At 70.3% G+C, this 23,231-nt stretch carries 24 protein-coding genes and 1 pseudogene; 16 read left to right on the top strand and 9 right to left on the bottom strand.

Translation table 11 applies throughout. The annotated features are described in order from the left end of the window. Positions 1-15 precede the first annotated feature (15 nt). The gene (locus tag ACOZ90_RS10375; RefSeq protein ID WP_422893578.1) at positions 16-750 is read right to left on the bottom strand and encodes a 16S rRNA (uracil(1498)-N(3))-methyltransferase; all 735 of its coding nucleotides are present in this window, start codon (positions 748-750) and stop codon (positions 16-18) included. Continuing rightward, on the bottom strand, positions 741-2,144 hold the full coding sequence (bioA, locus tag ACOZ90_RS10380) for an adenosylmethionine--8-amino-7-oxononanoate transaminase (RefSeq protein ID WP_422893579.1): 1,404 nt from the start codon (positions 2,142-2,144) through the stop codon (positions 741-743). The genes ACOZ90_RS10375 and bioA overlap by 10 nt, the downstream gene beginning before the upstream one ends. 50 nt (positions 2,145-2,194) lie before the next feature. On the opposite strand from bioA, the gene nudE reads away from it, so the two are divergent. From nudE to ACOZ90_RS10435, 11 genes are all read left to right on the top strand, one after another. After that, positions 2,195-2,749, top strand: a complete 555-nt coding sequence (gene nudE / locus ACOZ90_RS10385; protein ID WP_422893580.1) for an ADP compounds hydrolase NudE — start codon at positions 2,195-2,197, stop codon at positions 2,747-2,749. Next, the gene (gene cysQ / locus ACOZ90_RS10390; RefSeq protein ID WP_422893581.1) at positions 2,736-3,551 is read left to right on the top strand and encodes a 3'(2'),5'-bisphosphate nucleotidase CysQ; all 816 of its coding nucleotides are present in this window, start codon (positions 2,736-2,738) and stop codon (positions 3,549-3,551) included. The genes nudE and cysQ overlap by 14 nt, the downstream gene beginning before the upstream one ends. A 44-nt stretch (positions 3,552-3,595) precedes the next feature. Beyond that, positions 3,596-4,429: a nucleoside triphosphate pyrophosphohydrolase gene (mazG, locus tag ACOZ90_RS10395; protein WP_422893582.1), complete on the top strand. Its 834-nt coding sequence runs from the start codon at positions 3,596-3,598 to the stop codon at positions 4,427-4,429. Continuing rightward, a complete protein-coding gene (locus ACOZ90_RS10400) occupies positions 4,426-4,728 on the top strand; it encodes an Mpo1-like protein (protein ID WP_422893583.1) in 303 nt (100 codons plus the stop codon). Before mazG ends, ACOZ90_RS10400 begins: the two co-directional genes overlap by 4 nt. Positions 4,729-4,895: 167 nt before the next feature. Continuing rightward, on the top strand, positions 4,896-5,609 hold the full coding sequence (locus tag ACOZ90_RS10405; protein WP_422893584.1) for a response regulator transcription factor: 714 nt from the start codon (positions 4,896-4,898) through the stop codon (positions 5,607-5,609). Between the two features lie 22 nt (positions 5,610-5,631). Next, positions 5,632-6,903: a sensor histidine kinase gene (locus ACOZ90_RS10410; protein WP_422893585.1), complete on the top strand. Its 1,272-nt coding sequence runs from the start codon at positions 5,632-5,634 to the stop codon at positions 6,901-6,903. Positions 6,904-6,998: 95 nt separating this feature from the next. Beyond that, on the top strand, positions 6,999-8,498 hold the full coding sequence (locus ACOZ90_RS10415; RefSeq protein ID WP_422893586.1) for an efflux RND transporter periplasmic adaptor subunit: 1,500 nt from the start codon (positions 6,999-7,001) through the stop codon (positions 8,496-8,498). Then, positions 8,495-9,199 (top strand): ABC transporter ATP-binding protein, encoded by a 705-nt coding sequence (locus ACOZ90_RS10420; protein ID WP_422893587.1) that lies wholly within the window; start codon positions 8,495-8,497, stop codon positions 9,197-9,199. Before ACOZ90_RS10415 ends, ACOZ90_RS10420 begins: the two co-directional genes overlap by 4 nt. Next, a complete protein-coding gene (locus tag ACOZ90_RS10425; RefSeq protein WP_422893588.1) occupies positions 9,196-10,428 on the top strand; it encodes an ABC transporter permease in 1,233 nt (410 codons plus the stop codon). Before ACOZ90_RS10420 ends, ACOZ90_RS10425 begins: the two co-directional genes overlap by 4 nt. A 247-nt stretch (positions 10,429-10,675) precedes the next feature. Continuing rightward, positions 10,676-11,683 carry an isoaspartyl peptidase/L-asparaginase family protein gene (locus ACOZ90_RS10430; protein WP_422893589.1) on the top strand — a complete coding sequence of 336 codons (1,008 nt, stop codon included), beginning with the start codon at positions 10,676-10,678 and terminating at the stop codon, positions 11,681-11,683. Positions 11,684-11,802: 119 nt separating this feature from the next. Then, positions 11,803-12,453, top strand: a complete 651-nt coding sequence (locus ACOZ90_RS10435; protein WP_422893590.1) for a LysM peptidoglycan-binding domain-containing protein — start codon at positions 11,803-11,805, stop codon at positions 12,451-12,453. Between the two features lie 12 nt (positions 12,454-12,465). Here ACOZ90_RS10435 and ACOZ90_RS10440 read toward each other — a convergent pair whose 3' ends face one another. After that, on the bottom strand, positions 12,466-12,858 hold the full coding sequence (locus ACOZ90_RS10440) for a hypothetical protein (RefSeq protein ID WP_422893591.1): 393 nt from the start codon (positions 12,856-12,858) through the stop codon (positions 12,466-12,468). 138 nt (positions 12,859-12,996) lie between these two features. Here ACOZ90_RS10440 and ACOZ90_RS10445 point away from each other — a divergent pair, with 138 nt between their 5' ends. From ACOZ90_RS10445 to ACOZ90_RS10465, 5 genes are all read left to right on the top strand, one after another. Next, positions 12,997-13,389, top strand: a complete 393-nt coding sequence (locus ACOZ90_RS10445) for a diacylglycerol kinase (protein WP_422893673.1) — start codon at positions 12,997-12,999, stop codon at positions 13,387-13,389. 40 nt (positions 13,390-13,429) lie between these two features. Beyond that, the gene (locus ACOZ90_RS10450) at positions 13,430-14,209 is read left to right on the top strand and encodes a TerC family protein (protein ID WP_422893592.1); all 780 of its coding nucleotides are present in this window, start codon (positions 13,430-13,432) and stop codon (positions 14,207-14,209) included. A 33-nt stretch (positions 14,210-14,242) separates the two neighbouring features. Then, the gene (gene lgt / locus ACOZ90_RS10455) at positions 14,243-15,133 is read left to right on the top strand and encodes a prolipoprotein diacylglyceryl transferase (protein WP_422893593.1); all 891 of its coding nucleotides are present in this window, start codon (positions 14,243-14,245) and stop codon (positions 15,131-15,133) included. Further along, positions 15,133-15,927: a thymidylate synthase gene (locus tag ACOZ90_RS10460; protein ID WP_422893594.1), complete on the top strand. Its 795-nt coding sequence runs from the start codon at positions 15,133-15,135 to the stop codon at positions 15,925-15,927. Before lgt ends, ACOZ90_RS10460 begins: the two co-directional genes overlap by 1 nt. A gap of 69 nt (positions 15,928-15,996) precedes the next feature. After that, on the top strand, positions 15,997-16,479 hold the full coding sequence (locus tag ACOZ90_RS10465) for a dihydrofolate reductase (protein WP_422893595.1): 483 nt from the start codon (positions 15,997-15,999) through the stop codon (positions 16,477-16,479). Here ACOZ90_RS10465 and ACOZ90_RS10470 read toward each other — a convergent pair. From ACOZ90_RS10470 to lptD, 6 genes and pseudogenes are all read right to left on the bottom strand, one after another. Continuing rightward, positions 16,385-17,321: pseudogene (locus tag ACOZ90_RS10470) on the bottom strand (symmetrical bis(5'-nucleosyl)-tetraphosphatase); the annotation flags it as partial. The gene ACOZ90_RS10465 and the pseudogene ACOZ90_RS10470 overlap by 95 nt on opposite strands. A 13-nt stretch (positions 17,322-17,334) precedes the next feature. After that, positions 17,335-17,718, bottom strand: a complete 384-nt coding sequence (gene apaG / locus ACOZ90_RS10475; protein WP_422893596.1) for a Co2+/Mg2+ efflux protein ApaG — start codon at positions 17,716-17,718, stop codon at positions 17,335-17,337. A gap of 35 nt (positions 17,719-17,753) precedes the next feature. Next, complete coding sequence (rsmA, locus tag ACOZ90_RS10480) at positions 17,754-18,557, bottom strand: 16S rRNA (adenine(1518)-N(6)/adenine(1519)-N(6))-dimethyltransferase RsmA (protein ID WP_422893597.1); 804 nt, start codon at positions 18,555-18,557, stop codon at positions 17,754-17,756. Further along, positions 18,554-19,537, bottom strand: coding sequence for a 4-hydroxythreonine-4-phosphate dehydrogenase PdxA (gene pdxA, locus ACOZ90_RS10485; RefSeq protein WP_422893598.1), 984 nt, complete (start codon positions 19,535-19,537; stop codon positions 18,554-18,556). Before pdxA ends, rsmA begins: the two co-directional genes overlap by 4 nt. 1 nt (position 19,538) lies before the next feature. Continuing rightward, a complete protein-coding gene (locus ACOZ90_RS10490; RefSeq protein ID WP_422893599.1) occupies positions 19,539-20,843 on the bottom strand; it encodes a peptidylprolyl isomerase in 1,305 nt (434 codons plus the stop codon). Further along, positions 20,840-23,221, bottom strand: coding sequence for an LPS-assembly protein LptD (lptD, locus tag ACOZ90_RS10495; protein WP_422893600.1), 2,382 nt, complete (start codon positions 23,219-23,221; stop codon positions 20,840-20,842). The genes ACOZ90_RS10490 and lptD overlap by 4 nt, the downstream gene beginning before the upstream one ends. Positions 23,222-23,231: the final 10 nt, after the last annotated feature.

Consider the following 23,231-nt stretch of genomic DNA (forward strand, 5'->3'; position numbering starts at 1 on the left):
CCCTGTCCGGTTTCGTCAGAGGTCTCCGAACCGGGCCTGCAGGGCCGCAATTGCGGCCAGGCCGGCGGTTTCCGTGCGCAGCACCCGCGGGCCGAGGCGGATGCCGGTGAAGCCGGCGGACTCAAGCGCCTGCCGGTCGCGTGGCGACCAGCCGCCCTCGGGGCCGACGGCGATGACGAGCGAGGCGCCTGGCGGTGGATCCAGGCTGGCAACCGTGGCCTGCGCGAAAGGATCCAGCAGCAGGCGCGGGCCGCTGTCGGCCAGCGCTGCCAGCGCGTCCTCCAGGGATGCCGGTGGCGCCACCCCGGGAACGCGCGCGCGGCCGCACTGCTCGCAGGCCGAGGCGACCACGCTGTTCCAGTGCGCCAGGCGCTTTTGCGCGCGCGCCGCGTCCAGCTTCACTTCGCTGCGCTGGCTGCTGGCCGGGATGAAGGCGGCCACGCCCAGTTCGGTCGTCTTCTGCAGGATGAGATCCATCTTCTCGCCGCGGGCGATGCCCTGGAGCAGGGTGATGCGCAGCGGTGACTCGTTGTCGACCGCCTCGGCGCCGAGGATCTCCACCTCGCCGCCGCGCTTGCCCGCGGCGGTGATGCGGGCGTCGTAGTCGTTGCCGTCGCCGTTGAAGAGCGCGCAGGCATCGCCCTGGCGCAGCCGCAGAACACGCAGCAGGTGCTGCGCCGCCGGTTCCGGCAGGGCGATCCGGGCGCCCTTCGCCAGCGGGGTGTCGACGTAGGCGCGGTTCAGTCGCACGCGGTGGCCTCGTCGATGGCGATGCGGGTGACCCCGGCCAGCAGCTGCAGCTCGTCTTCGGTGATGCAGTAGGGCGGCATCCAGTACAGCACGTCGCCAAGCGGGCGCAGCAGGACGCCGCGCTCGACCGCGGCGCGATAGGCGCGCAGGCCGACGCGGCGGGCGGGGTCGAACGGGGTGTTCGGATTGCCGTCCTGCGCCAGTTCGATGGCCAGGATCATGCCGGTCTGGCGCACCTCGGCCACGTGCGGGTGGTCGGCCAGCGGCGCGGCAAGCATGGCCATTCGCTGCGCGGTCTCGCGGTTGCGGGCCAGCACGTCGTCGGATTCGAAGATGTCCAGGGTCGCCAGCGCGGCGGCGCAGGCCAGCGGGTTGCCGGTGTAGCTGTGCGAGTGCAGGAAGGCGCGCTCGCGCGACTCGTCCAGGAAGCCGTCATAGATCGACTGCGTGGCCAGCACCGCCGCCAGCGGCAGGAAGCCGCCGGTCAGGCCCTTGGACAGGCACATCAGGTCGGGCTGGATACCCGCCTGCTCGCAGGCGAACAGGGTGCCGGTGCGGCCGAAGCCGACCGCGATCTCGTCGGCGATCAGGAACGCGCCGTGCACGTCGCACAGCTCGCGCGCGCGCCTGAGGTACGTCGGGTGGTACATGCGCATGCCGCCGGCGCACTGCACCAGCGGCTCGAGCACCAGCGCGCAGATCTCGCCCGGATGCTCGTCGAACAGCCTCGCCAGCGCGTCTGCAGCGGCTTCTGCGCGCGCTTCGGCATCACCCGCGTCGCCGGCCATGTAGGCGTCCGGGGACGGGGCGAACAGGGCTTCGATCAGCAGCGGCGCATACACCCGCCGGTACAGTGGGATGTCGCCCACCGACAGCGCGCCGATGGTCTCGCCGTGGTAGCCGTTCTCCAGCGCCACGAACTTCGTCCGCCGCGGCTCGTCGCCGCGGTTGCGGAACCACTGGAAGGCCATCTTCAGCGCCACCTCGATGCCGGCCGAGCCGTTGTCGGCGTAGAACACCTTGGCCAGCGGGTCGCGGCCGGGCTGGCGCGGGGCCAGTGCCAGCAGCCGTTCGGCCAGCTCCACCGCGGGCAGGTGCGAGCAGCCGGCCAGGATCACGTGCTCCAGGGTGCGGGCCTGGCGGCCGATCGCCTCGGCGATGCGCGGCTCGGCGTGGCCGAAGATGTTCACCCACCAGCTCGAGACCGCGTCCAGGGTGCGGCGCCCGTCGGGGCCGACCAGCCAGGCGCCGTCGCCGCTGGCCACCGGCAGCAGCGGCAGCGTATCCGGATGCTCGCGCATCTGCGTGCAGGGGTGCCACAGCACCTCCAGGTCGCGGGATCGCCAGTCGTCGGCGTCGGCTAGAATGGCTGGATCGTGATGGCTTTCGTTCATTCCCCCATTATCGCCTGCCTGCGCGCACCGGCGGCGGACGGCCCGCGCCGATGAGCCGCCGCCTGCCGATCATCCACTCGGTCAGCGAGCACGACGCCGGGCCGTACCGCATGGAGCGGCTGGACCTGGAGTTCAGCAACGGCGAGCGCCGCCGCTACGAGCGCGTGCACGGGCGCGGTCACGGCGCGGTGGCGGTGGTGCCGATGCTCGACAACGAAACAGTACTGCTCGTGCGCGAGTACGCCGCCGGCCTGCACCGCTACGAGCTGGGCCTGGTGAAGGGCCGGATCGACGCCGGCGAGACGCCCGAGCAGGCGGCCGACCGCGAGCTGAAGGAAGAGGCCGGCTACGGGGCGCGAAGCGTCCAGGTGCTGCGCCAGCTCACCCTGGCGCCGACCTACATGAGTCACCAGACCCACCTGGTGCTGGCGCGCGACCTGTATCCCGAGCGCCTGCCCGGCGACGAGCCGGAGGAGCTGGAGGTGGTGCCGTGGAAGCTGGACGCGCTGCACGAGCTGGTGCTGCGCGAGGAGTTCTCCGAAGGCCGCTCGATCGCCGCGCTGTTCATCGTCCGCGAATACCTGCGCCACCATGCCGGTCGCTGAGGCCGTCCGCGAAGGCGTGATCGACATCGCCCGCCAGGCCGCGGCGGCGATCCTGGAGGTCTACGCCGGCGCGTTCGAGGTCGAGAGCAAGGACGACGCGTCGCCGGTGACGGCGGCGGACATGGCGGCCCACCACCTGATCGTCGACGGGCTGCGCGCGCTGACGCCGGATATCCCGGTGCTGTCGGAAGAGTGCGCGCACGAGGTGGCGGCGGCCGAGCGGCTGCGCTGGCCGCGGCTGTGGCTGGTGGATCCGCTGGACGGCACCCGCGAGTTCGTCAAGCGCAACGGCGAGTTCAGCGTGAACATCGCGCTGATCGAGGACGGAGTGGCGACGTTCGGGGTGATCCAGCAGCCGGTGACCGGGACGCTGTGGTTCGGCGCGCCGGGGCGAGGCGCGTGGATGCGCGAGGGCGCCAGCGATCGGGCGCTGCACGCGGGCCGGGGGGACGCGCCGGGCCCGCTGCGGGTGGCCGCCAGCCGTTCGCATCGTGACGGACGGACGGAGGCGCTGATGGCGCGGATCGGGGACATCGATCCGGTCGCGCTGGGCTCGTCGCTGAAGTTCTGCTGGCTGGCGGAGGGGCGGATGGACGTGTATCCGCGGTTCGGGCCGACCAGCGAGTGGGACACGGCGGCGGGGCAGGCGATCCTGGAGGGTGCCGGCGGCATCCTGGTCGACCCGGCCGGCCGCCCCTTCCGCTACAACCAGCGCCAGACCATCCTCAACGGCGACTTCATCGCCCTCGGCGACCCGTCGCTGCCGTGGCGCGACTGGGTCGGGGCGACTTCACCGCGGTAGGGGCGCGCATGGCGCGCTCCTACAGAAGACAGGAGGCTTTCCGGATGAGCAGTGCCGATCGCGGTGACATCCGCAACCTGATCGACATCATGGCCCGCCTGCGCGACCCCGACGGCGGCTGCCCGTGGGATCTGGAGCAGGACTTCGCCAGCATCGCGCCGTACACGGTCGAGGAGGCCTACGAGGTCGCCGACGCGATCGACCGGGGCGACATGGACGACCTGCGCGGGGAGCTGGGCGACCTGCTGCTGCAGGTGGTGTTCCATGCGCGCATGGCCGAGGAGGCGGAGCACTTCGCCTTCGGCGACGTGGTGGATGCGATCTGCGACAAGATGGTCAGCCGCCATCCGCACGTGTTCGGCGGTGCGGACGTGGCCGATGCCCGGGCGCAGACCCGCGAGTGGGAGGAACACAAGCGGCGCGAGCGCGAGGCGCGCGGCGAGACCGACCGTTCGGCGCTGGCCGGCGTGTCGCGGGGAATGCCGGAGTGGATGCGGGCGATGAAGCTGCAGAACCGCGCCGCCCGCACCGGATTCGACTGGCCCGGCCCGGGCCCGGTGATCGACAAGCTGCACGAGGAGATCGACGAGGTGCGCGCGGAGCTGGATGCGGTGGCCGCGCAGCCCGGCGACGCCGCGGCGCGAGATCGCCTGGAAGAAGAGGTCGGCGACCTGCTGTTCGTGGCGGCGAACCTGGCCCGGCACGCGCGGGTGGACGTGGGGTCGGCGCTGCGCAGGGCCAACCTGAAGTTCGAGCGCCGGTTCCGGGCGATGGAGGCGCTGGCCGCCGATGAGGGAACCACGCTGGCCGACCTGCCGCTGCAGGCGCATGAGGCATACTGGGCGCGCGTGAAACAAGGGGAAGGGACGGGACGATGAGCCGGTTTTCCAGCTTCCGCGAGTTCTATCCGTTCTATCTGCAGGAGCACTCCAACCGCACCTCGCGGCGGCTGCATTTCATCGGCAGCTGCGGCGTGCTGCTGCTGGTGGTGCTGGCGATACGCGAGCTCAATGCCTGGTGGCTGCTGGCGGCGCTGGTGTGCGGCTACGGCTTCGCCTGGGTGGGGCACTTCTTCTTCGAGAAGAACCGGCCGGCGACGTTCCGGCACCCGGTCTATTCGTTCATGGGGGACTGGGTGATGTTCAAGGACATCCTGTCGGGGAAGATCCCGTTCTGATCCCCGTCCTTTGAGCGGCCTGCCAACGGCGGGCCCGGCGTGCGGAGCGCTTCGGGTAACAGCGTCTTCACGGCGCCTGCACCGGCATCCCGGCATGTTTCACAAAGCTGAAGGGAGCCTGCCGGGTTCCCTGTCGTTTTTCCATTCCAATCGTTGGAGTCGCTCTTATGCGCGGAACCCAGGAACCGGGCGGATTGATCCTGATCGTCGAAGACAATCGCAACATTTCCGAAATGGTGGGTGAGTACCTGGAGGGCAGGGGGTTCGAGGTCGACTATGCGGCCGATGGCCTGGACGGCTACCGGCTGGCCTCGGAGAACAGCTACGACGTCATCGTGCTGGATCTGATGCTGCCGCGGCTGGACGGGATCGAGGTCTGCCGGCGGCTGCGCGAGGAAGCGCGCAAGTCCACCCCGGTGCTGATGCTCACCGCGCGCGACACCCTGGACGAGAAGCTGACCGGGCTGGAGTCGGGCGCCGACGACTACCTGACCAAGCCGTTCGCGATCCAGGAGCTGGAGGCGCGGCTGCGGGCACTGATCCGCCGCGAGCGCCGCCAGGTGGGTTCGGAGGTGCTGAAGGTGGCCGACCTGGTGCTGGATCCGGCCAGCCTGCGCGCCACCCGCGCCGGCCAGGAGCTGCAGCTTTCGCCGATCGGCCTGAAGCTGCTGACCATCCTCATGCGCGAGTCGCCGCGGGTGGTGAGCCGGCAGGAGATCGAGCGCGAGATCTGGGGCAACAGCCTGCCCGATTCGGACACCCTGCGCAGCCACCTGTACAACCTGCGCAAGACCATCGACAAGCCGTTCGACCGGCCGCTGCTGCACACGGTGCAGAGCGCGGGCTACCGGATCGCCGACATCGAGCAGTCGCCGGCCTGACCGGGCGTCGGCGCATCCGCACATGCCACAGGGTCTTCCGCGCCGGCTGCGCCGCAGGTTCATCATCCAGGCGGCGCTCGCCAGCCTGGTGCTGGTGGCCGCGATCGTGTCCGGCGGGGTCTGGGCGCTGCAGGTGCTGATCGATGCCAGGCTGCAGTCGCAGGCCGAGGAGTTCTGGGCCGCGCGCGAGGCCAATCCCGGCTACGTGCCGGCAAAGACCGATCGGGTAAGGGCCTGGTTCGTGCCCGCGGGCGGGGCCATCGAAAGCGTTCCGCCCGAGCTGCGGCTGGCGCCGGGCAACCATGACCTGCCCGGTTTCGACCGCCATGTGCGGGTGGAGGCGCGGCCGGAAGGTTCGGTCTACGTGGACATGTCGTTCGCCCATGCCAAGCGGGTGCTGTGGGGGGCGACGCTGGTGTTCGCGCTGGCGGGCACGCTGGGACTGATCCTGGTCAGCTGGCTGAGCTACCGCGCCACCCGACGGCTGGTGATGCCGGTGACCTGGCTGGCCAGCCAGGTGTCGGACTGGAACCTGGAAAGTGCGGACACCGAAATGCTCGATCCGCAGCGCGGGCCCGGCGAGGTCGGCAGCGAGGTGCGCCAGCTCAGCCGCGCCCTGCGTGACCTGACCACGCGGGTGCGGGCGCTGGTGCAGCGCGAGCGTGACTTCACCCGCGATGCCAGCCATGAGCTGCGCACGCCGCTGACGGTGATCAGGGTGGCCAGCGACATGCTGCTGGCCGATCCGGAAACCCCGGAGCGTTCGCGCCGCTCGCTGCAGCGCATCCAGGCGTCCGGGCGGGACATGGAGGCGGTGATCGACGCGTTCCTGATCCTGGCCCGCGATGCCGATGTCGAGCCCCAGGGCGAGGAGTTCCGGGTGCGCGAGGTGGTCGAGGAGGAGGTCGAGCGGGCCCAGCCGCTGGTCGCCGGCAAGCCGGTGGAGCTGCGGATGACCGGCGATGGCGATCCGCTGATCTCGGCCCCGCCCCGGGTGCTCGGGGTGATGGTGGGCAACCTGCTCAACAACGCCTGCGTGTTCACCGAGGAAGGGGTGATCGAGGTGGAGGTCGGCCAGGATCGGGTGACGATCCGCGATACCGGCATCGGCATGTCCCCGGGCACCCTGCAGCGGGTGTTCGACCCGTTCTACCGTGCGGACCAGTTCCGCGCCGGTGGCAAGGGCATGGGCCTGTCCATCGTGCGCCGCCTGGGCGAGCGTTTCGGCTGGCCGGTGGTGCTGGACAGCGCGGCCGGCGAGGGAACCGTCGCCGAGATCCGTTTCGCCGGCTGAGCGGGCTGGTTCACGAAGTGTTGCGGGCCGGTGTCAACGCCGGCGTGCGGTGGGCGTTCCCATGGTAACTCCCACTTTCCGGTTCCGAACCAGCAATGAGCCAGCCCTCCCGCAAGCCTGTCCGTCCACGCCCCGCGCGCCGTGGCCTTTCCCGTCCGGTGGTGATCGTCGCGGTGGTGCTTGCCGTCGCCGCCGGCTGGTGGTTCTGGCAGCAGCGCGGCAGCGCGGCTGACGAGGGGGCCTGGCGCACGACCCAGGTCGAGCGCGGCAACATCCGGGTGGCGATCTCGGCCACCGGCAGCCTCAGCGCCACTTCCACCGTGGTGGTGGGCAGCCAGATCTCCGGCCAGGTCACCGACGTGCTGGTCGACTTCAACGACACGGTGCAGAAGGATCAGGTGATCGCGCGCATCGATCCGAGCAGCTACCAGGCGCAGATCGAGCAGGGCAACGCGCAGATCGCCAGCGCCCGCGCCTCGCTGGCCCAGGCCCAGGCCTCGCTGGCCAATGCCGAGGCCGATTACCAGCGCAAGGCCGGCCTGGGCGAGCGGCAGCTGGTGTCGCGCAGCGACATCGACCTGGCCCGCGCCGCGCGCGACCAGGCGCGTGCCCAGGTCGCCTCCGCGCAGGCCCAGATCCGCCAGCAGAGCGCTTCAACGCGCACCACCCAGGTCAACCTGGATCGCACCGTGATCCGCTCGCCGGTGGACGGCGTGGTGCTGACCCGCACCATCGAGCCGGGCCAGACCGTGGCGGCCAGCCTGCAGGCACCGGAGCTGTTCACCATCGCCGAGGATCTGTCGAAGATGCAGATCGAGCTGGCGGTGGACGAGGCCGACATCGGCCAGGTCGAGGTGGGGCAGCAGGTGTCGTTCACGGTGGATGCGTTCCAGGGCCGCCAGTTCCGCGGCGAGGTGCTGCAGGTGCGCCTGGCGGCCACCGACACCAGCAACGTGATCACCTACCCGGTGATGGTGGGCGTGGACAACTCCGACGGCACCCTGCTGCCGGGGCTGACCGTGAACGCAGAGATCGAGGTCAGCCGCCGCGACGACGTGCTGGTGGTGTCCAACGCGGCGCTGCGCTACCAGCCCTCGGACACCGCCGCGCGCGCGGGCGGGCAGGGCGGGGCCCGCAACGGCATGGCCGATGAGCTGCAGCGCATTGCCGGCACCCTGGAGCTGGATGGCGCCCAGCAGGCGGCCTTCGACCAGGCCATGGGCGAGATCCAGGCCCGGGCCAGCGCCCGCCAGGCCGCGCCGGCCAGCGGAACCCCGGGCATGTTCGGCGGTGGAATGCGCCGCAGCGGCGGCGGTGCCGGCATGCAGGCGCAGATGCGCCAGCGCCTGGTGCAGCGCTACCAGCAGGACTTCGCGCAGTTCAGCGCCAGCCTCGGCGAGGAGCAGCGCGCGCGCTGGGAGCGCGAACTGCTGGCGATCGGCAACGCGCGCTTCGCGCCGCTGTACCGGCTGGCCGGCAATGCGCCGCAGGCGGTGCTGGTGCGGATTGGTGCCAGCGACGGCAGCAATACCGAGATTGCCGGTGATATCGCCGAGGGCGACGTGATTGTCACCGGCGAGCGGGCGCCGCAGTGAGCCAGGTGCCGGTCATCGAGGCGCACGGCCTGGGCAAGGTGTACTCGCCCGGCACCCAGGCGGAGGTGGTCGCGCTGCGCAATGCCGACCTGCGGATCGGGCAGGGCGAGTTCGTGGCCATCATGGGGCCGTCGGGGTCGGGCAAATCCACCCTGATGAACCTGATCGGCTGCCTGGACACGCCCAGCAGCGGCACCTACCTGTGCGATGGCATCGATGTGTCCACGCTGGACGCGGAGGAGCTGGCGGCGCTGCGCCGCGACAGGATCGGCTTCGTGTTCCAGGGCTTCCACCTGCTGCCGCGCATGACCGCGCAGGACAACGTGGCGATGCCGCTGGTGTATGCCGAGGTACCGCCCGAGGAGCGCCAGGAGCTGGCGTTCCAGGCGCTGGAGGCGGTGGGGCTGGGCGAGCGCGCCGGGCATCGGCCCAACGAGATGTCCGGCGGCCAGCAGCAGCGGGTGGCGATCGCGCGGGCGCTGATCAACCGGCCGCCGATCCTGCTGGCGGACGAGCCGACCGGCGCGCTGGATTCGAAGACCGGCGCGGAGATTCTGGCGCTGTTCAAGCAGCTGCGCGACGACGGCCATACGGTGGTGCTGATCACCCATGACGCCGAGGTGGCGGCGCACGCCGACCGCATCTTCATGATCCACGACGGCGAGCTGCACGAGCAGCTCCAAGAGGAGGCCGGGCCATGACCAACGCCGACGTCCTGCGCACCGCGATCCATGCGCTGCGCGGCAACTGGGTGCGCAGCGCGCTGACTTCGCTGGGCGTGATCATCGGCATCGCGGCGGTGATCGTGATGGTGTCGGTGGGCCAGGGCACGCAGTCGGAGATCGACAGCCTGGTGTCCGGGCTGGGTTCGCAGCGGCTGGATATTTCATCGGCCGCGCAGCGCGGGCCGGGCGGCGCGCGGATGGGGGCGGGCAGCCGCTACACCCTGTACCAGGGCGACTCGGACGCGATCCGCAACGAGATCCCGGAGGTGCAGTACGTGTCCGGTTCGCTGCGCGGCAACGCCCAGGTGGTGTTCGCGGAGAACAACTGGGCGGCGAGCTGGCAGGGCGTGGAGCCGGACTATTTCGAGATCAACGCCTGGCAGCTTGCGGACGGCGAGTTCTTCCAGCCGCAGGACTACGGCGGTTCGTCCAACGTGGTGATCCTGGGCGAGACGGTGCGCCGCGAACTGTTCGGCGACCAGCCGGGCATCGGCGAGACGGTGCGGCTGGGGCGCGCGCTGTTCACGGTGACCGGGGTGCTGGAGCCGAAGGGCCAGGGCGGCTGGGGCCAGGATCAGGACGACGTGATGATGGTGCCGCTGGAGACCGGGCGCCGGCGGCTGCTGGGCTCCTCGGCGGTGCCGCCCAAGGCGGTGATGTCGATCGCGCTGACGGTGGTCGATGCGGACGACCTGGGCTACGTGCAGACCGAGGTGGAGGGGCTGCTGCGCCAGCGCCACCGGATCGGGCCGGGCGAGGACGATGATTTCGTGGTGCGCAACATCTCCGAGATCGTGGCGGCGCGCACGGCGACGACGCGGCTGATGTCGCTGCTGCTGGGCGCGGTGGCGACGATTTCGCTGATCGTGGGCGGGATCGGGATCATGAACATCATGCTGGTGTCGGTGACCGAGCGGATCCGCGAGATCGGGCTGCGGATGGCGGTGGGCGCCGGGCCTTCGGCGGTGCGCCGTCAGTTCCTGGCCGAGGCGATGCTGATTTCGCTGGTCGGCGGCGCGGTCGGGATTGCGCTGGGGGTGGTAGGTGCGCTGCTGGTGGGCCGGCTGGGCGCGCTGCCGGTGCAGCTCAACGGCCAGGTGATCGGGCTGGCGGCGGGTTTTTCGATCGCCACCGGCCTGTTCTTCGGCTACTACCCCGCCCGCAAGGCCTCCCAGCTGGATCCCATCGAAGCGCTGCGCCAGTAGGAGCGCGCCATGCGCGCGAAACCGCGTGAACTCGGGCTTTACTGCGTGCTTCGGTCGGAACATCAGAGCTGATGCCACGCGGGCGGGCCGGAGGGGTAGCCCCTGGCGGGACACGCCGTGAATCCGTCCATGGAGGCTTGTCGGCGACGTCCATGTCGCCGACAGTCCCGCCAGGGGCTACCCCTCCGGCCCCTTAAACTTCGCGATGGCTTCGGTATCCTCCGGGGTTTCGGATGGAGTTGGACGCATGCGTTTTCTGACGTTCCTGCTGCTCGCGGCCACGGCAATGACCGCAACCGCACAAGACGAAGCCGTGTCGCCCACCGCGCTGGTGATCCACGGCGGTGCCGGGGTCATCGAGCGCGCATCGATGAGTGCCGGGGACGAGCGCGAGATCCGCGCCGCGCTGGACGCGGCGCTGGATGCCGGCCATGCGGTGCTTGCGCGCGGCGGTAGCGCGCTGGATGCGGTGGAGGCGGCAGTGGTGTCGCTGGAGGAAGAGCCGCGCTTCAACGCGGGCAAGGGCGCGGTGTTCAACGCCGAGGGGCGCCATGAGCTGGATGCGTCGATCATGTCCAGCGACGCTCGCCAGGCGGGCGCGGTGGCGTCGGTGACCACGGTGCGCAATCCGATCCGGCTGGCGCGCCGGGTGATGGAGCAGTCGCCGCACGTGATGCTGATGGGCGCGGGCGCGGAGCGTTTCGCGGACGACCACGCCGACCTGGAGCGGGTGCCGAACGACTGGTTCGATACCGAGGTGAGGCGCGGGCAGCTTGAGCGCGCCCGGCAGCGCGAGGCCGGGGATCGGCAGGCGGGCGCGGCGGAGCTGCGCGGGCGGTATTTCGGCACCGTGGGGGCGGTGGCGCTGGATGCGCAGGGACGGATCGCTGCGGCCACTTCGACCGGCGGGATGACCAACAAGAAGTGGGGCCGGGTGGGCGATTCGCCGATCATCGGCGCCGGCACCTGGGCCGATGCCAATTGCGGCGTGTCGGCGACGGGCTGGGGCGAGTTCTTCATCCGCAACGCGGTGGCGCACGATATCTGCGCGCGGATGGCCTATGGCGGCGCGAGCCTGGCCGAGGCTTCCGACGCGGTGGTGATGGAGGTGATCCCGGCGCACGGGGGCGATGGCGGGGTGATCGCGCTGGATGCGCAGGGCAACATCGCGCTGCCGTTCAATACCGCCGGCATGTACCGCGGCTGGGTCGGGCCGGACGGCAGCCGCGGAACGGCGATCTTCGGCGACGAATAGCCGCGGCGCGAGCGCCCGCCCTCGGGTAAACCCCAGCAAGGGTCAGCCCCGATTGCGGGGCCCGGCGCCGGTGTCCAGACTCGCGGAAAGCCTGTCAGTCCAACGGACACGGAGACGAAATGAGCGCGATCGGTTCGGTCAACATCAGCTGGGGCGACACCCTGTCGCAGATCGCCCTGCGCGCGGGTAGCACCATCCAGCAGCTCCAGGCACTGAATCCGCACATCACCAATCCCGACGTGATCTATGCCGGGGATTCGCTGCGCGTGTCCGGCGCCGCGCCCGACGGGCAGGCACAGGGGACGGCCACCGCGGTCGGCACCGGTGCGGTTGAAGGCCCTGCGCTTGCGCTGGACGGAGCCAACGCCGCGGCCATCGCCGAGCAGTTCATCGGCCGCAACGCCGGGGAGCTGAAGTTCAGCGACGAGCTGCCGATGGAAAGCTGGGTGCCCAACAACGTCAACTGCGCCAACTTCGTGTCGGCCTGCCTGCAGCAGGCGGGGCTGATCAGTTCCGGCCAGGCCAGCGCCTCGGTGGCGAACCTGACTGCCAACCTGCGCGCCGATGGCTGGCAGCAGGTCTCGCTGGCCAACGCCCGCCCCGGTGACGTGGTGCACATGGGCAACCAGCACGTGGTGCTGTTCGCCGGCATGGATGCCAACGGCCAGCCGAGGTTCATCGGCTCCAACAACATCAACTCCGATGGCAGCCAGCAGGTCAGCTGGGGCGGCGCCTGGGGCAACTACACCATCCTGACCCCGCCGCGCTGAGCGCGGCGGCTTTCAGCCGATTCCGAGCAGCTGGCTGGGCGCCCCGTGGCTGCGGGGCCAGTCCAGCCATGCCACGTGCGTGGACAGGAAGGCCTGATCCACCACCGTCCATTCCCCGTCGTCCAGCCTGAACAGCACCACTGCCAGGTCTGAGGTGGCGCCGGCGGCTGCCTGTTCAGCGAACGGCGTGTCCTGCAGTGACAGCGTGTCGTCGCCGGCGTCGCGCAGGCGTGCGCGTACCAGCGCCCAGTGGCCGCTGCGGTCGACGGCCTGCAGGTCGAGCTCCACCTCCTTTCCAAGCGCTTCCCGGGCCTGGCCGGCGGCCATTTCCGTCAGGATCTCGTGGTCGGGGTGGTCGGGCTGCAGAGAGACGGGGGAGGGGTGTCCGGGCTCGTGGGCTTCCATGCGGGTCGGCGCTTCCGGGTGAAGGGGGGATGCCAGTGAAGCAGCGCCGGCGGCGCATTGCAAACCTGCCGCCGCGTTGACGGGGCGCGGGCTCCAGTGTGGCAAAATAGCGGTTTGGATCAGGTTGACCGCATTCCCATGGCCGACGAGTTCGGGCATCTGCCGCGCAGGCCGGAACGGATCATCAAGGCGACGATCTGGTCGATGCAGGGGCTCCGCGCCGCGTGGCTGCACGAATCCTCGTTCCGTCTGGAGGTCTACCTGCTGGCAGTGCTCGCGCCGCTGGCGCTGTGGCTGGGCGACACCGGGGTGGAGCGGGCCCTGCTGCTTGGAAGCTGCCTGCTGGTGCCGCTGGTGGAACTGCTCAATTCGGCGCTGGAGGCGGTGATCGAGCGCTTCGGCAACGAACACCACCAGCTGGTCGGCCGGGCCAAGGACATGGGATCGGCGGCGGTATTCGTGGCCATGCTCAACGTCGGCGTCGTGTGGGCGCTGATCCTGCTGCCGCGCTGGCTCCAGGCGACCGGCTGAACAACAAGAACATTTTCAACGAATCGAGGAATTTTCCCGAATGATGGAGTTGGTGACCGATCCGCAGGTGTGGATCCTGCTGCTCACGCTGAGCACGATCGAGATCGTGCTGGGCATCGACAACCTCGTGTTCATCTCGATCGCGGTCGGCAAGCTGCCGGTCGAGCAGCGCGAGTTCGCGCGCAAGTTCGGCATCGCGGTGGCCTGCATCACCCGCATCGGGCTGCTGCTGACGCTGGCGTGGCTGGCGCGGCTGACCACCGACTTGTTCATGCTGTTCGGGCAGGGAATCTCGGTGCGGGACCTGGTCCTGATCCTGGGCGGGCTCTTCCTGCTGGTGAAGGGCGCCATGGAGATCCGCGAGATGGTCAGCGTCGAGCACGACGATGCGGCCGACATCAAGGGCAAGGCCGCGGTGTCCTTCGGCGCGGTGATCGCGCAGATCGCGGTGATCGACATCGTGTTTTCGCTCGACTCGGTGATCGCCGCGGTCGGCATGGCCGGCGACTACGTGCCGGTGATGGTGGTGGCGATCCTGATCGCGGTGGCGGTGATGCTGCTGGCGGCGCAGCCGCTGGGCCGGTTCATCGACGCCAATCCCACCGTCAAGATGCTGGCCCTGGCCTTCATCGTGCTGATCGGCGCCTATCTGGTGGCCGAGGGCTTCGAGCTGCACATCCCGCGTGGTTACATCTACGGCGCGATGGGCTTTTCGGCGCTGGTCGAGATCCTCAACTTGTGGGCCAAGCGCAACGACATGCGCCGGCGCGGGATCGAGCCGCCGCCGGTCGACGAGCCGCGCCGGCCGATGCCACGCTGATACGCTGGTGGCGATGACCAGGGGGCGCGGCCGATGAGTTACCTGCACCAGATCGATCCGGTGGCCCTGGGCCTGGGCCCGCTGCGGGTGCACTGGTACGGGCTGATGTACGTGGTGGGATTCGCCGTGGCCTGGTGGCTGGGCAGCCGGCGCGTGCGCCAGGGCCGGCTGCCGGGGGTGGACGCGAACGCGTTCGGCGACCTGATGTTCTACGGCCTGCTCGGCGTGATCCTGGGCGGGCGGATCGGCTACGTGCTGTTCTATGCGTTCGGCGACTTCCTGGCCGACCCGCTGATGCTGCTGCGCCCCTGGGAGGGCGGGATGAGCTTCCACGGCGGGCTGCTGGGCGTGCTGGCGGCGGCCTGGTGGTGGTCACGCAGGCACCGGCTGCATTTCTTCGACACCATGGATTTTGTCGCCCCGCTGGTGCCGCCGGGGCTGGGGCTGGGCCGGCTCGGCAACTGGATCGGCGGCGAGCTGTGGGGAAAGACGACCGACGGGCCGTGGGGCGTGGTGTTCCCCAACGCGCTGCCCGGGGAGTTCCGCGGGCTGGACGCCGCCACCCTGCGCGGCCTGCATGAGAGCGGGGCGCTGGAGGCGTTCGCGCGCCATCCCTCGCAGCTGTACCAGGCCTTCCTGGAGGGGCTGGTGCTGTTCGCGGTGCTGTGGTGGTACTCGCGACGGCCGCGGGCGCGCTATGCGGTGTCGGGGCTGTTCGCGCTGGGCTATGGCGTGTTCCGGTTCCTGGTCGAGTTCGTGCGCGAGCCGGACGCGCACCTGGGCTACCTGGCGTTCGGCTGGCTGACCATGGGCCAGGTGCTGAGCCTGCCGCTGGTGGCGCTGGGACTGTTCTGGCTGTGGAAATCACGCGGCGCGCCGGTGCTGCAGCCGCAGCCGGCGGCTGACAAGGGGGAGGCAGGCTGATGCGGCAATACCTGGACATGCTGGAACACGTGCTGGACAAGGGCACCGACAAGGGCGATCGCACCGGCACCGGCACGCGCAGCGTGTTCGGCTGGCAGATGCGCTTCGACCTGGGCGAAGGCTTTCCGCTGGTCACCACCAAGAAGCTGCACCTGCGCTCGATCATCCACGAGCTGCTGTGGTTCCTGAAGGGCGAGACGAACATCGCCTACCTGAAGGACAACAGGGTCTCGATCTGGGACGAGTGGGCGGATGAGCACGGCGAGCTCGGCCCGGTGTACGGCAAGCAGTGGCGGCGCTGGGGCGATGGCCAGGGCGGGGAGATCGACCAGATCCGCTGGGTGGTGGACGAGATCCGCCGCAATCCCGATTCGCGCCGGCTGGTGGTCAGCGCCTGGAACGTGGCCGAGCTGCCGGACATGGCGCTGCAGCCGTGCCATGCGCTGTTCCAGTTCTACGTGGTGGACGGCAAGCTCAGCTGCCAGCTGTACCAGCGCAGCGGCGATATCTTCCTGGGGGTGCCGTTCAACATCGCCAGCTACGCGCTGCTCACCCACATGGTGGCGCAGGTCACCGGGCTGGGCGTGGGCGACTTTGTGCATACGCTGGGCGATGCGCACCTGTACTCCAACCACGTGGAGCAGGCGCGCGAGCAGCTCTCACGCGCGCCGCGCGCGCTGCCGCGGCTGGTGCTCAATCCGCAGGTGGACGACCTGTTCGCCTTCGGTTTCGACGACATCGCCATTGAAGGCTACGACCCGCACCCGGCCATCCGGGCGCCGGTTGCGGTCTGAGCGGCGGTGGTGACGGTTTCGGCGGGCGATCGCGCGCGGCAGCATCCGCGCGTCGTCCTGGTGGCCGCCATGGATCGCAACCGCGCCATCGGCCGTGACAACGACCTGCCGTGGCGGCTTCCCGACGACCTGAAGCGCTTCAAGGCGCTGACCCTGGGCAAGCCGGTGCTGATGGGCCGGAAAACCGCGGAATCACTCGGCCGCGCGCTGCCCGGCCGCCGCAACCTGGTGCTGACCCGCGGCGGCCGGGTGCCGTTCGACGGGATGGAGGCGGTGGCCTCGGTGGACGAGGCGCTGCAGGCGGCGCGCGAGGCGGGGGCGGCCGATCTGTGCGTGATCGGCGGCGCCCAGGTCTACCGGCTGCTGCTGCCGCGTGCCGATGCGATGCACCTGACCCTGGTGGACGCGGCGGTGGAAGGCGCCGATACGTTCTTTCCGGAGTTCGACGCCGCCGACTGGGTGGAAACCCGCCGGGAAGCGCACCCGGCCGATTCCCGCCACGCCTTCGGCTACGCGTTCGTGGATTACCTGCGGGTGGTGGAAGCCGGCTAGCCTGCGCCGGCTCAGTCGCTCGGGCTTTCCTGCCCCGGCACCTGCACCACCCGCAGCTCCTCGCTGTCCAGCTGCAGCGCGGTCAGGGTTCCGCCCCAGACCGCGCCGGTGTCCAGGCCGTGCACGCCCTGGCCGATGAAGAACCCGAGGGTGGACCAGTGCCCGCAGACGATCTTCAGGTCGCGCTCGACGCGGCCGGGCGCCGCGTACCAAGGGTAGAGGCCGGGTGCCTGGGTGCCCGGCGCTCCTTTTTCGTCGAACGCGATGCGCCCGCGCGGCGTGCAATAGCGCATCCGGGTGAACACGTTGATGATCGCCCGTTCGCGATCCACCCCGCGCAGGCCGTTCGACCAGGCCGGGCGGTCGCCGTACATGTTGCGCAGCAGCTTGTGGCGGCCGCTGCTGCGCAGGCGGCGTTCGACCTCCTGCGCCCGCTCCTGGGCCATGCGGGTAGTCCAGCTGGGGGCGAGGCCGGCGTGAACCATCATCCAGCCCAGCTCGCGGTCGGCGTGCAGCAGCGGGCGGCCGCGCAGCCAGTCCAGCAGTTCGTCGCGGTCGGGCGCGAACAGGATGCTGCGCAGATCCGGGTTCACCCGCCGCTGCTGGGCCTCGTCGCGCTCGGCGATCGCCAGCAGCGACAGGTCGTGGTTGCCCAGCACGACGTGGCAGTGGTCGCGCAGCGAGTGCACCAGGCGCAGGGTGTCCAGCGACTGGCCACCGCGGTTGACCAGGTCGCCGCAGAACCACAGGGTGTCGGCGGCCGGATCGAAGCCGATCCGATCCAGCAGCCGCCGGGTCGGCCCGTAGCAGCCCTGCAGGTCGCCAATCGCCCAGATCGCCATGCCGTTGCCTGCCTCAGTGCAGGGTGCGCGGGGCGGCGAGGGTGAAGGGCGGGATCGATGCGTCGAAGTGGGTGCCGTCGTCGCCGACCATGTCGTAGCTGCCCTGCATGCTGCCCACCGCGGTCTCCAGCACCGCGCCGGAGGTGTATTCGAACTGCTCGCCCGGCTCCAGCCGGGGCTGCTGGCCGACCACGCCGTCGCCGTGCACTTCCTCGACCTTGCCGTTGCCGTCGGTGATGATCCAGTGCCGCTTCACCAGCTGCGCCGGCAGGCGGCCCAGGTTGCGGATGCGGATGGTGTAGGCGAAGACGTAGTGCTCGCGCTCGGGCTCGGATTCCTCGTCGAGGAAACGGGTCGCGATCTGGATTTCCAGAGTGTAGTCCGGTGTGTCGTTCATGCGCACAGTGTAATGGCCGCGGGTGAAGGCCTGGGTCAATCGGCGCTCGTCGCGTTCGCAAGGCGTACGAATTCCGCCACCGACAGGCGTTCGGCGCGGGTGCCGGGGTCGATGCCGGCGGCTTCGAAGGCTTCCGGGGCACACAGTCCGGAGAGCGAATTGCGCAGGGTCTTGCGGCGCTGCCCGAACGCGGCCCGCACCACGGCCGCGAATCGCGCCGGGTCATGGATGCCCGCCTCGCCGGGCGGCCGCGGCGCCAGGCGAACCACCGCCGAGTCGACCTTCGGCGGCGGCCGGAATGCTTCGGGTGGCACTTCGAACAGCGGCACCACCACGCACCCGGCCTGGAGCATCACGCTGAGCCGGCCGTAGGCCTTGCTGCCCGGCTCGGCGGCCATGCGCTCGACCACTTCCTTTTGCAGCATGAAGTGCATGTCGGCGACGGCCGTGGAATGCTCGAGCATGTGGAACAGGATCGGCGAGGAGATGTTGTAGGGCAGGTTGCCGACCACCCGCAGCGGCGGGCCGTCGCCGGCCAGGGCGCTGAAGTCCACCTCAAGCACGTCGCGGTGGATCACTTCCAGCGCGCCCGCGCCTTCGGCGGCGCGGGTCAGCGGGGCGATCAGGTCGCGGTCGAACTCGACCACGGTCAGCGCGCCGTGCCGGCGCAGCAGCGGCAGGGTCAGGGCGCCCTGGCCGGGGCCGATCTCGACCAGGCGGTCGCCGGGGCGGGGATCGACCGCGTCGACGATGCGCTCGATGTAGGCCACTTCGTGCAGGAAATGCTGGCCGAGCGCCTTCTTGGCGCGCCCGAAGCCCGGCCCCGGCGCGGCGCTCATGTGCGGGCTCCCGCGGCGGCCGGGCCAGGCCGCGCGGCCGCCAGCCTGGCGCAGGTGCCGATGGCGGCGACGAGGCTGGAAGGATCCGCGCGCCCGGTGCCGGCAAGATCCAGCGCCGTCCCGTGATCCACCGCCACCCGCGGCCAGGGCAGGCCCAGGGTCAGGTTCACGGCCTGTTCGAAGCCGCTGTACTTGAGCACCGGCAGCCCCTGGTCGTGGTACATCGCCAGCACCGCGTCGACCTCGCGCAGCCGGCGCGGCAGGAAGGCGGTGTCCGCCGGCAGCGGGCCCTGCAGGCGCATGCCCTGTGCGCGCAGGCGTTCAAGCAGCGGTGTGATCACTTCGGTCTCCTCGCGTCCCAGCAGTCCGTCTTCTCCGGCATGCGGGTTGAGCCCGAGCACCGCGATGACCGGATCGTCGATGCCGAAATCCGTGCGCAGCGCGCGGTGCACGATGCCGATGGTGCGTTCCAGGCCGTCGGCAGTGATCGCGTCGGCCACCTCGCGCAGCGGGATGTGGACGCTGGCCAGGGCCACGCGCACCACGTCGTTGGCCAGCATCATCACCACGTCGCAACCGGCCCACTGCGCCAGCAGGCCGGTGGTGCCGGTATAGGCGATCCCGCCGGCGTCGATCGCGGCCTTGTGCACCGGGCCGGTGACCATGCCGTCCACCTGTCCGTCCGCGCAGGCGCCGGCCGCCGCCCGCAGCGCGCCGATGACGCTGGCGGCGTTGGCGGGGTCGGGGCTGCCGAAGGCGGGCAGGGCGGGGTGGACGACTTCGACCAGCCGGGTGCGGCCGGGGCCGGTGCCGTCCAGCGGCAGCGGCAGACGCAGCGCGCCGGCGGCCCGTTCCAGGGCGGCGCGGTCGCCGAATACGGTGATGTCGGCGCCGTGGTCGCGCTGCAGCGCGGCCACGCACAGCTCCGGCCCCACGCCGGCCGGCTCACCCGGCACCAGCGCGAGGCGCGGGCGGGTCATCTCAGCCGCCGCCGTCGGCGTCGGTGCCCACCCGGATGTCGACGTAGGCTTCGCTGCGCAGCTCGCGCAGGTAGCGTTCCCATTCGTCTTCCATCTTGCGCTGGCCGATGCTCTCGCGCACCGCCGCGCGGCGCCGCTCGTCGTCCACCTGGGTCTCGCGCGAGGCGACCTTCTGCACCACGTGCCAGCCGGCCTGGGTGCGGAACGGCTGCGACACTTCGCCGTCCTGCAGGGGCGCCACCTGGCTGCCGAAATCGGGGCCGAAATCATTGGCGCCGAACCAGCCCAGGTCGCCGCCGCGGGCGCTGCTGCTGGCGTCCTCGGAGGCCTCCGTAGCCACGGTGGCGAAGTCTTCGCCTGCAACGATCCGCGATCGCAGGGCTTCGGCCCGGGCGCGCGCGGCATCGTCGCTGGCCGCGTCGGTTCCGCTGCGGATCAGGATATGCCGGGCGTTGTACTGCACCACCGCCTCGCCGGCGCCCTGCTGGCGCACGTCCACGAGCTGCAGCAGCTGGAAGCCGCTGGGGCCGCGGACGGGCCCAAGCACCTCGCCGGGCTGCATGGTGCGCACGGCGGAGCCGAAGACGGGCGGAATCTCATCGGCCCGGCGCCAGCCCAGGTCGCCGCCTTCCAGCGCGTTGGGGCTGTCGGAGTAGCGCACCGCCGCGGCGGCGAACTCCATGTCGCCGCGGTCGATCAGGGCCTTGATGCCGTCCACCTTTTCCTGGCCGGTGCCGATCTGCTCGGGGGTGGCGCCGTCGGGCAGCGCCACCAGGATGTGGGCCAGCCGGTACTGGCTGCCGCCGGCGGCTGCCGCGCTCATGGCCGCGTCCACCTCGCCCTCGCTGACCACGATCCGGCCCTGGGCGAAACGCTGCTGCAGCTGCTGGGTCAGCAGCTCCTCGCGCAGCGAGCTGCGGAAATCGTCGAACACCAGGCCGTCGCTTGCCAGCTGCGCGCGCAGCTGATCCACGCTCATGCCGTTCTGCTCGGCGATGGCGCCGACCGTGGCATCGATCTGCGCGTCGGTCACCCGGATGCCGCTGGCAGCGGCGCGCTCGGTCTGCAGGCGCATCAGGATCAGGCGCTCCAGCACCTGCCGCTGCAGGATGGCCATCGGCGGCAGCTGGGCCTCCTGGCCGGCGTACTGGGCCAGGATGTTGTTCATCGCACGGTCCAGTTCGCTCTTGAGGATCACGTCCTCGTCGACGACGGCGACGATTTCGTCCAGCGGCTGTACCTGCTGGGCGTGCGCGGTGCCGCACAGCAGGGCCGCGGCGAGGAGGGAAAGCAGGAGATTCTTCATGGCAGGGGGTCGAAGTAGAAGTCGTCCCGATCATCGCCGCCGTCGATCTCGGACGGGGGGACCAGATAGAGGTCGTCACGGTAATAGCCCAGAATAGCACGGCGCAGGCGGTCCTCCAGGTCGGCGCCGGCCGAGCCCATGCCCTTGAATTCGATCTCAAGCTGGATCGAATCGTTGGTCTCGCCCAGGCGGTTGCGCACGTAGTGGCGCCCGACCAGCCGCACCGACAGGCAGCAGCTGTCCCACTGGATGCCGGCGATCCCCTCCAGCGCCTGCTGGTCGTGCAGCGAGTAGTAGTAGCGCCCAACCACGCTCCAGGTGGCGTTGATGGGGTACAGGAAGGAGAAGTCCACCTGCTCCAGGCGCGGCGCGCGCCGGTAGCGGTAGCCCAGGTTGATGATGCCGTCGTCGCCCAGCAGGTAGCGCGTGCGTAGGGAGACCAGCTCGTCGCGGCGCTCCTTGGGATCCCACTGGTAGCCGGCGTTGAAGTTCCAGCGGTCGTTGATCGCGTACGAGCCCTCGGCGACCCACGAGGAGCGGCCGGCCTCGATCTGGCCCGAGCTGGCGGTCAGGCCCACCCGCGAGTCGTCGAAGTAGCGGATCTGGCCGACGCTCAGGTTCAGCTTCTCCAGGCCGTCGGACTCGCGCAGCATGCGCGTGGACACGGCCAGGGTGAGCTGGTTGGCGTCGGCGTGGCGGTCGCCGCCAGCGAAGCGGTTGTCGCGGAACAGCTGGCCCCAGCTGAAGGTCAGGTTGCGGGTGTCGAACCGCGGCAGGTTGTCCTGGTTGCGGTAGGGCACGTTGAGGTAGAACAGCCGCGGCTCCAGCGTGTGCAGGTACTGCTCGCCGCGGAACGTGGCGTTGCGGTCGAAGAACAGGCCGGCTTCGACGCTGGCAATCGGCAGGCTTCGACTGGGCGAGGTGTCCGGTGCGCCGGGGTTGATGTCGGCCGCCAGTTCATCCTCGAGCTGGTAGCCGGTATAGCGCCAGGCGAGAGTGGGCGTGATGAACCAGGCGTTGCCCTCCAGGGGCATCGAAACCCATGGCTTGATGTCCAGGCGGCTGCCGCCCGGGCGGGCATCGCTTTCATAATGGGCGAACCGGGTCAGGTCCACGTAGGCGCCGGTCACCAGCCACGGGGCGTACGGCCGCTCCCAGTTCCAGAAGGCGCGCGGAGCCCGGTAGTAGGGAAGCCGCCCCCGGCTCAGGGTGTAGTCGGACAGCACCCGGTAGTCGGCGCTCAGGCTGGCCTCCCAGTAGCGACCCCTGCCGTAAAGGCCGGCCGTGCTCCCGATGGCGCTTGGTGCAGCGTCGGCCAGGCTGCCGCTCATGTCCTCCAGGTAGCGTGGATCGCTCATCCAGTTGAGGTTGGCGCGTGCGCTCCAGGTGCTGTTGAAGCGGTGCTGGCCGCGGTAGCGGAACAGGCCGCGCTCTTCCTTGCGCCGGTTGTCCACGATCGGCACTTCCTCGATCTCGCGCTCGCGGTCATTTGCGGCCAGATCGTCGGAGGGGATGTACTCCAGATCCAGGGTGCCGCGGCCGGACTCGGTCAGGTAGCGGAACTCGGTGCCCATCAGGATGCCGCGGCGGGACATCACCCGCGGCTCCAGGGTCATGTCGTAGTTGGGCGCCAGGTTCAGGTAGATCGGCTGCGCCCAGTCGAAGCCGTTGCGGCTGTTGTAGCCCAGGGCCGGGTACAGCAGGCCGGTCTTGCGGCGGTCGTCGATGGGGAACTTGAACCACGGCATGTACAGCACCGGCACCTTGCCCAGGTGCAGGGTGGCGCCCTTGGCGGTGCCGAAGCCCTCTTCCATGTCGATGTCGATCTGCCGCGAGCGCAGTTCCCACATCCGCTCTCCCGGCGGGCAGGTCGAATAGCTCGACCCGATCAGCGAGCCCTGCTCGCCCGCCAGCTCCGCGCGCTCGGCGCCGCCGCTGCCGCGCCGGTCGATCAGCTGGTAGCGCACGTTCTCGATGCTGTGGGTGTCCTCGTCCTGGCTGCCCTGCAGCCGCTCGGCCACGATCCGCATGCCCGAGTCCTGGTAGCGGATGCTGCCCTCGGCGGCGTAAGTGCCGGCCTGAGTGTCGAGGGTGAGGTTGTCGGCGCTCAGGAACTGGTCGCCACGCTGCAGCCTGACGTTGCCGTCGTAGTTCATAACCTGGTCGTAGACGCCGCTCAGCGCGTCGCCTTCGATGTCGGTGGGGTGCTGGTCGCGATCGGCCGCGGTGCCCACCGGGGGAGGCGCATCCGGGAACACCGGCACCGCGTCCTCCAGCGGGCACAGGCGCCACATGCCGGGGCGTTCGTCGTAGGCGGCTGCGTTCAGCGAAACGGCGATGAACAACGGCAGTGGCAGCAGTCGGAGGGCTGGGCGCACTCGGGGATTT

This window comes from Luteimonas dalianensis (genome assembly GCF_049339425.1).
Classification (GTDB): domain Bacteria; phylum Pseudomonadota; class Gammaproteobacteria; order Xanthomonadales; family Xanthomonadaceae; genus Luteimonas; species Luteimonas dalianensis.

Bases quoted from the DNA above. Each gene is read 5' to 3' on its own strand.
- bioA (WP_422893579.1), bottom strand. From the start codon at position 2,144: ATGAACGAAAGCCATCACGATCCAGCCATTCTAGCCGACGCCGACGAC.
- nudE (WP_422893580.1), top strand. From the start codon at position 2,195: ATGAGCCGCCGCCTGCCGATCATCCACTCGGTCAGCGAGCACGACGCC.
- cysQ (WP_422893581.1), top strand. From the start codon at position 2,736: ATGCCGGTCGCTGAGGCCGTCCGCGAAGGCGTGATCGACATCGCCCGC.
- mazG (WP_422893582.1), top strand. From the start codon at position 3,596: ATGAGCAGTGCCGATCGCGGTGACATCCGCAACCTGATCGACATCATG.
- ACOZ90_RS10400 (WP_422893583.1), top strand. From the start codon at position 4,426: ATGAGCCGGTTTTCCAGCTTCCGCGAGTTCTATCCGTTCTATCTGCAG.
- ACOZ90_RS10405 (WP_422893584.1), top strand. From the start codon at position 4,896: ATGCGCGGAACCCAGGAACCGGGCGGATTGATCCTGATCGTCGAAGAC.
- ACOZ90_RS10410 (WP_422893585.1), top strand. From the start codon at position 5,632: ATGCCACAGGGTCTTCCGCGCCGGCTGCGCCGCAGGTTCATCATCCAG.
- ACOZ90_RS10415 (WP_422893586.1), top strand. From the start codon at position 6,999: ATGAGCCAGCCCTCCCGCAAGCCTGTCCGTCCACGCCCCGCGCGCCGT.
- ACOZ90_RS10425 (WP_422893588.1), top strand. From the start codon at position 9,196: ATGACCAACGCCGACGTCCTGCGCACCGCGATCCATGCGCTGCGCGGC.
- ACOZ90_RS10430 (WP_422893589.1), top strand. From the start codon at position 10,676: ATGCGTTTTCTGACGTTCCTGCTGCTCGCGGCCACGGCAATGACCGCA.
- ACOZ90_RS10435 (WP_422893590.1), top strand. From the start codon at position 11,803: ATGAGCGCGATCGGTTCGGTCAACATCAGCTGGGGCGACACCCTGTCG.
- ACOZ90_RS10440 (WP_422893591.1), bottom strand. From the start codon at position 12,858: ATGGAAGCCCACGAGCCCGGACACCCCTCCCCCGTCTCTCTGCAGCCC.
- ACOZ90_RS10445 (WP_422893673.1), top strand. From the start codon at position 12,997: ATGGCCGACGAGTTCGGGCATCTGCCGCGCAGGCCGGAACGGATCATC.
- ACOZ90_RS10450 (WP_422893592.1), top strand. From the start codon at position 13,430: ATGATGGAGTTGGTGACCGATCCGCAGGTGTGGATCCTGCTGCTCACG.
- lgt (WP_422893593.1), top strand. From the start codon at position 14,243: ATGAGTTACCTGCACCAGATCGATCCGGTGGCCCTGGGCCTGGGCCCG.
- ACOZ90_RS10460 (WP_422893594.1), top strand. From the start codon at position 15,133: ATGCGGCAATACCTGGACATGCTGGAACACGTGCTGGACAAGGGCACC.
- ACOZ90_RS10465 (WP_422893595.1), top strand. From the start codon at position 15,997: ATGGATCGCAACCGCGCCATCGGCCGTGACAACGACCTGCCGTGGCGG.
- apaG (WP_422893596.1), bottom strand. From the start codon at position 17,718: ATGAACGACACACCGGACTACACTCTGGAAATCCAGATCGCGACCCGT.
- rsmA (WP_422893597.1), bottom strand. From the start codon at position 18,557: ATGAGCGCCGCGCCGGGGCCGGGCTTCGGGCGCGCCAAGAAGGCGCTC.
- pdxA (WP_422893598.1), bottom strand. From the start codon at position 19,537: ATGACCCGCCCGCGCCTCGCGCTGGTGCCGGGTGAGCCGGCCGGCGTG.
- ACOZ90_RS10490 (WP_422893599.1), bottom strand. From the start codon at position 20,843: ATGAAGAATCTCCTGCTTTCCCTCCTCGCCGCGGCCCTGCTGTGCGGC.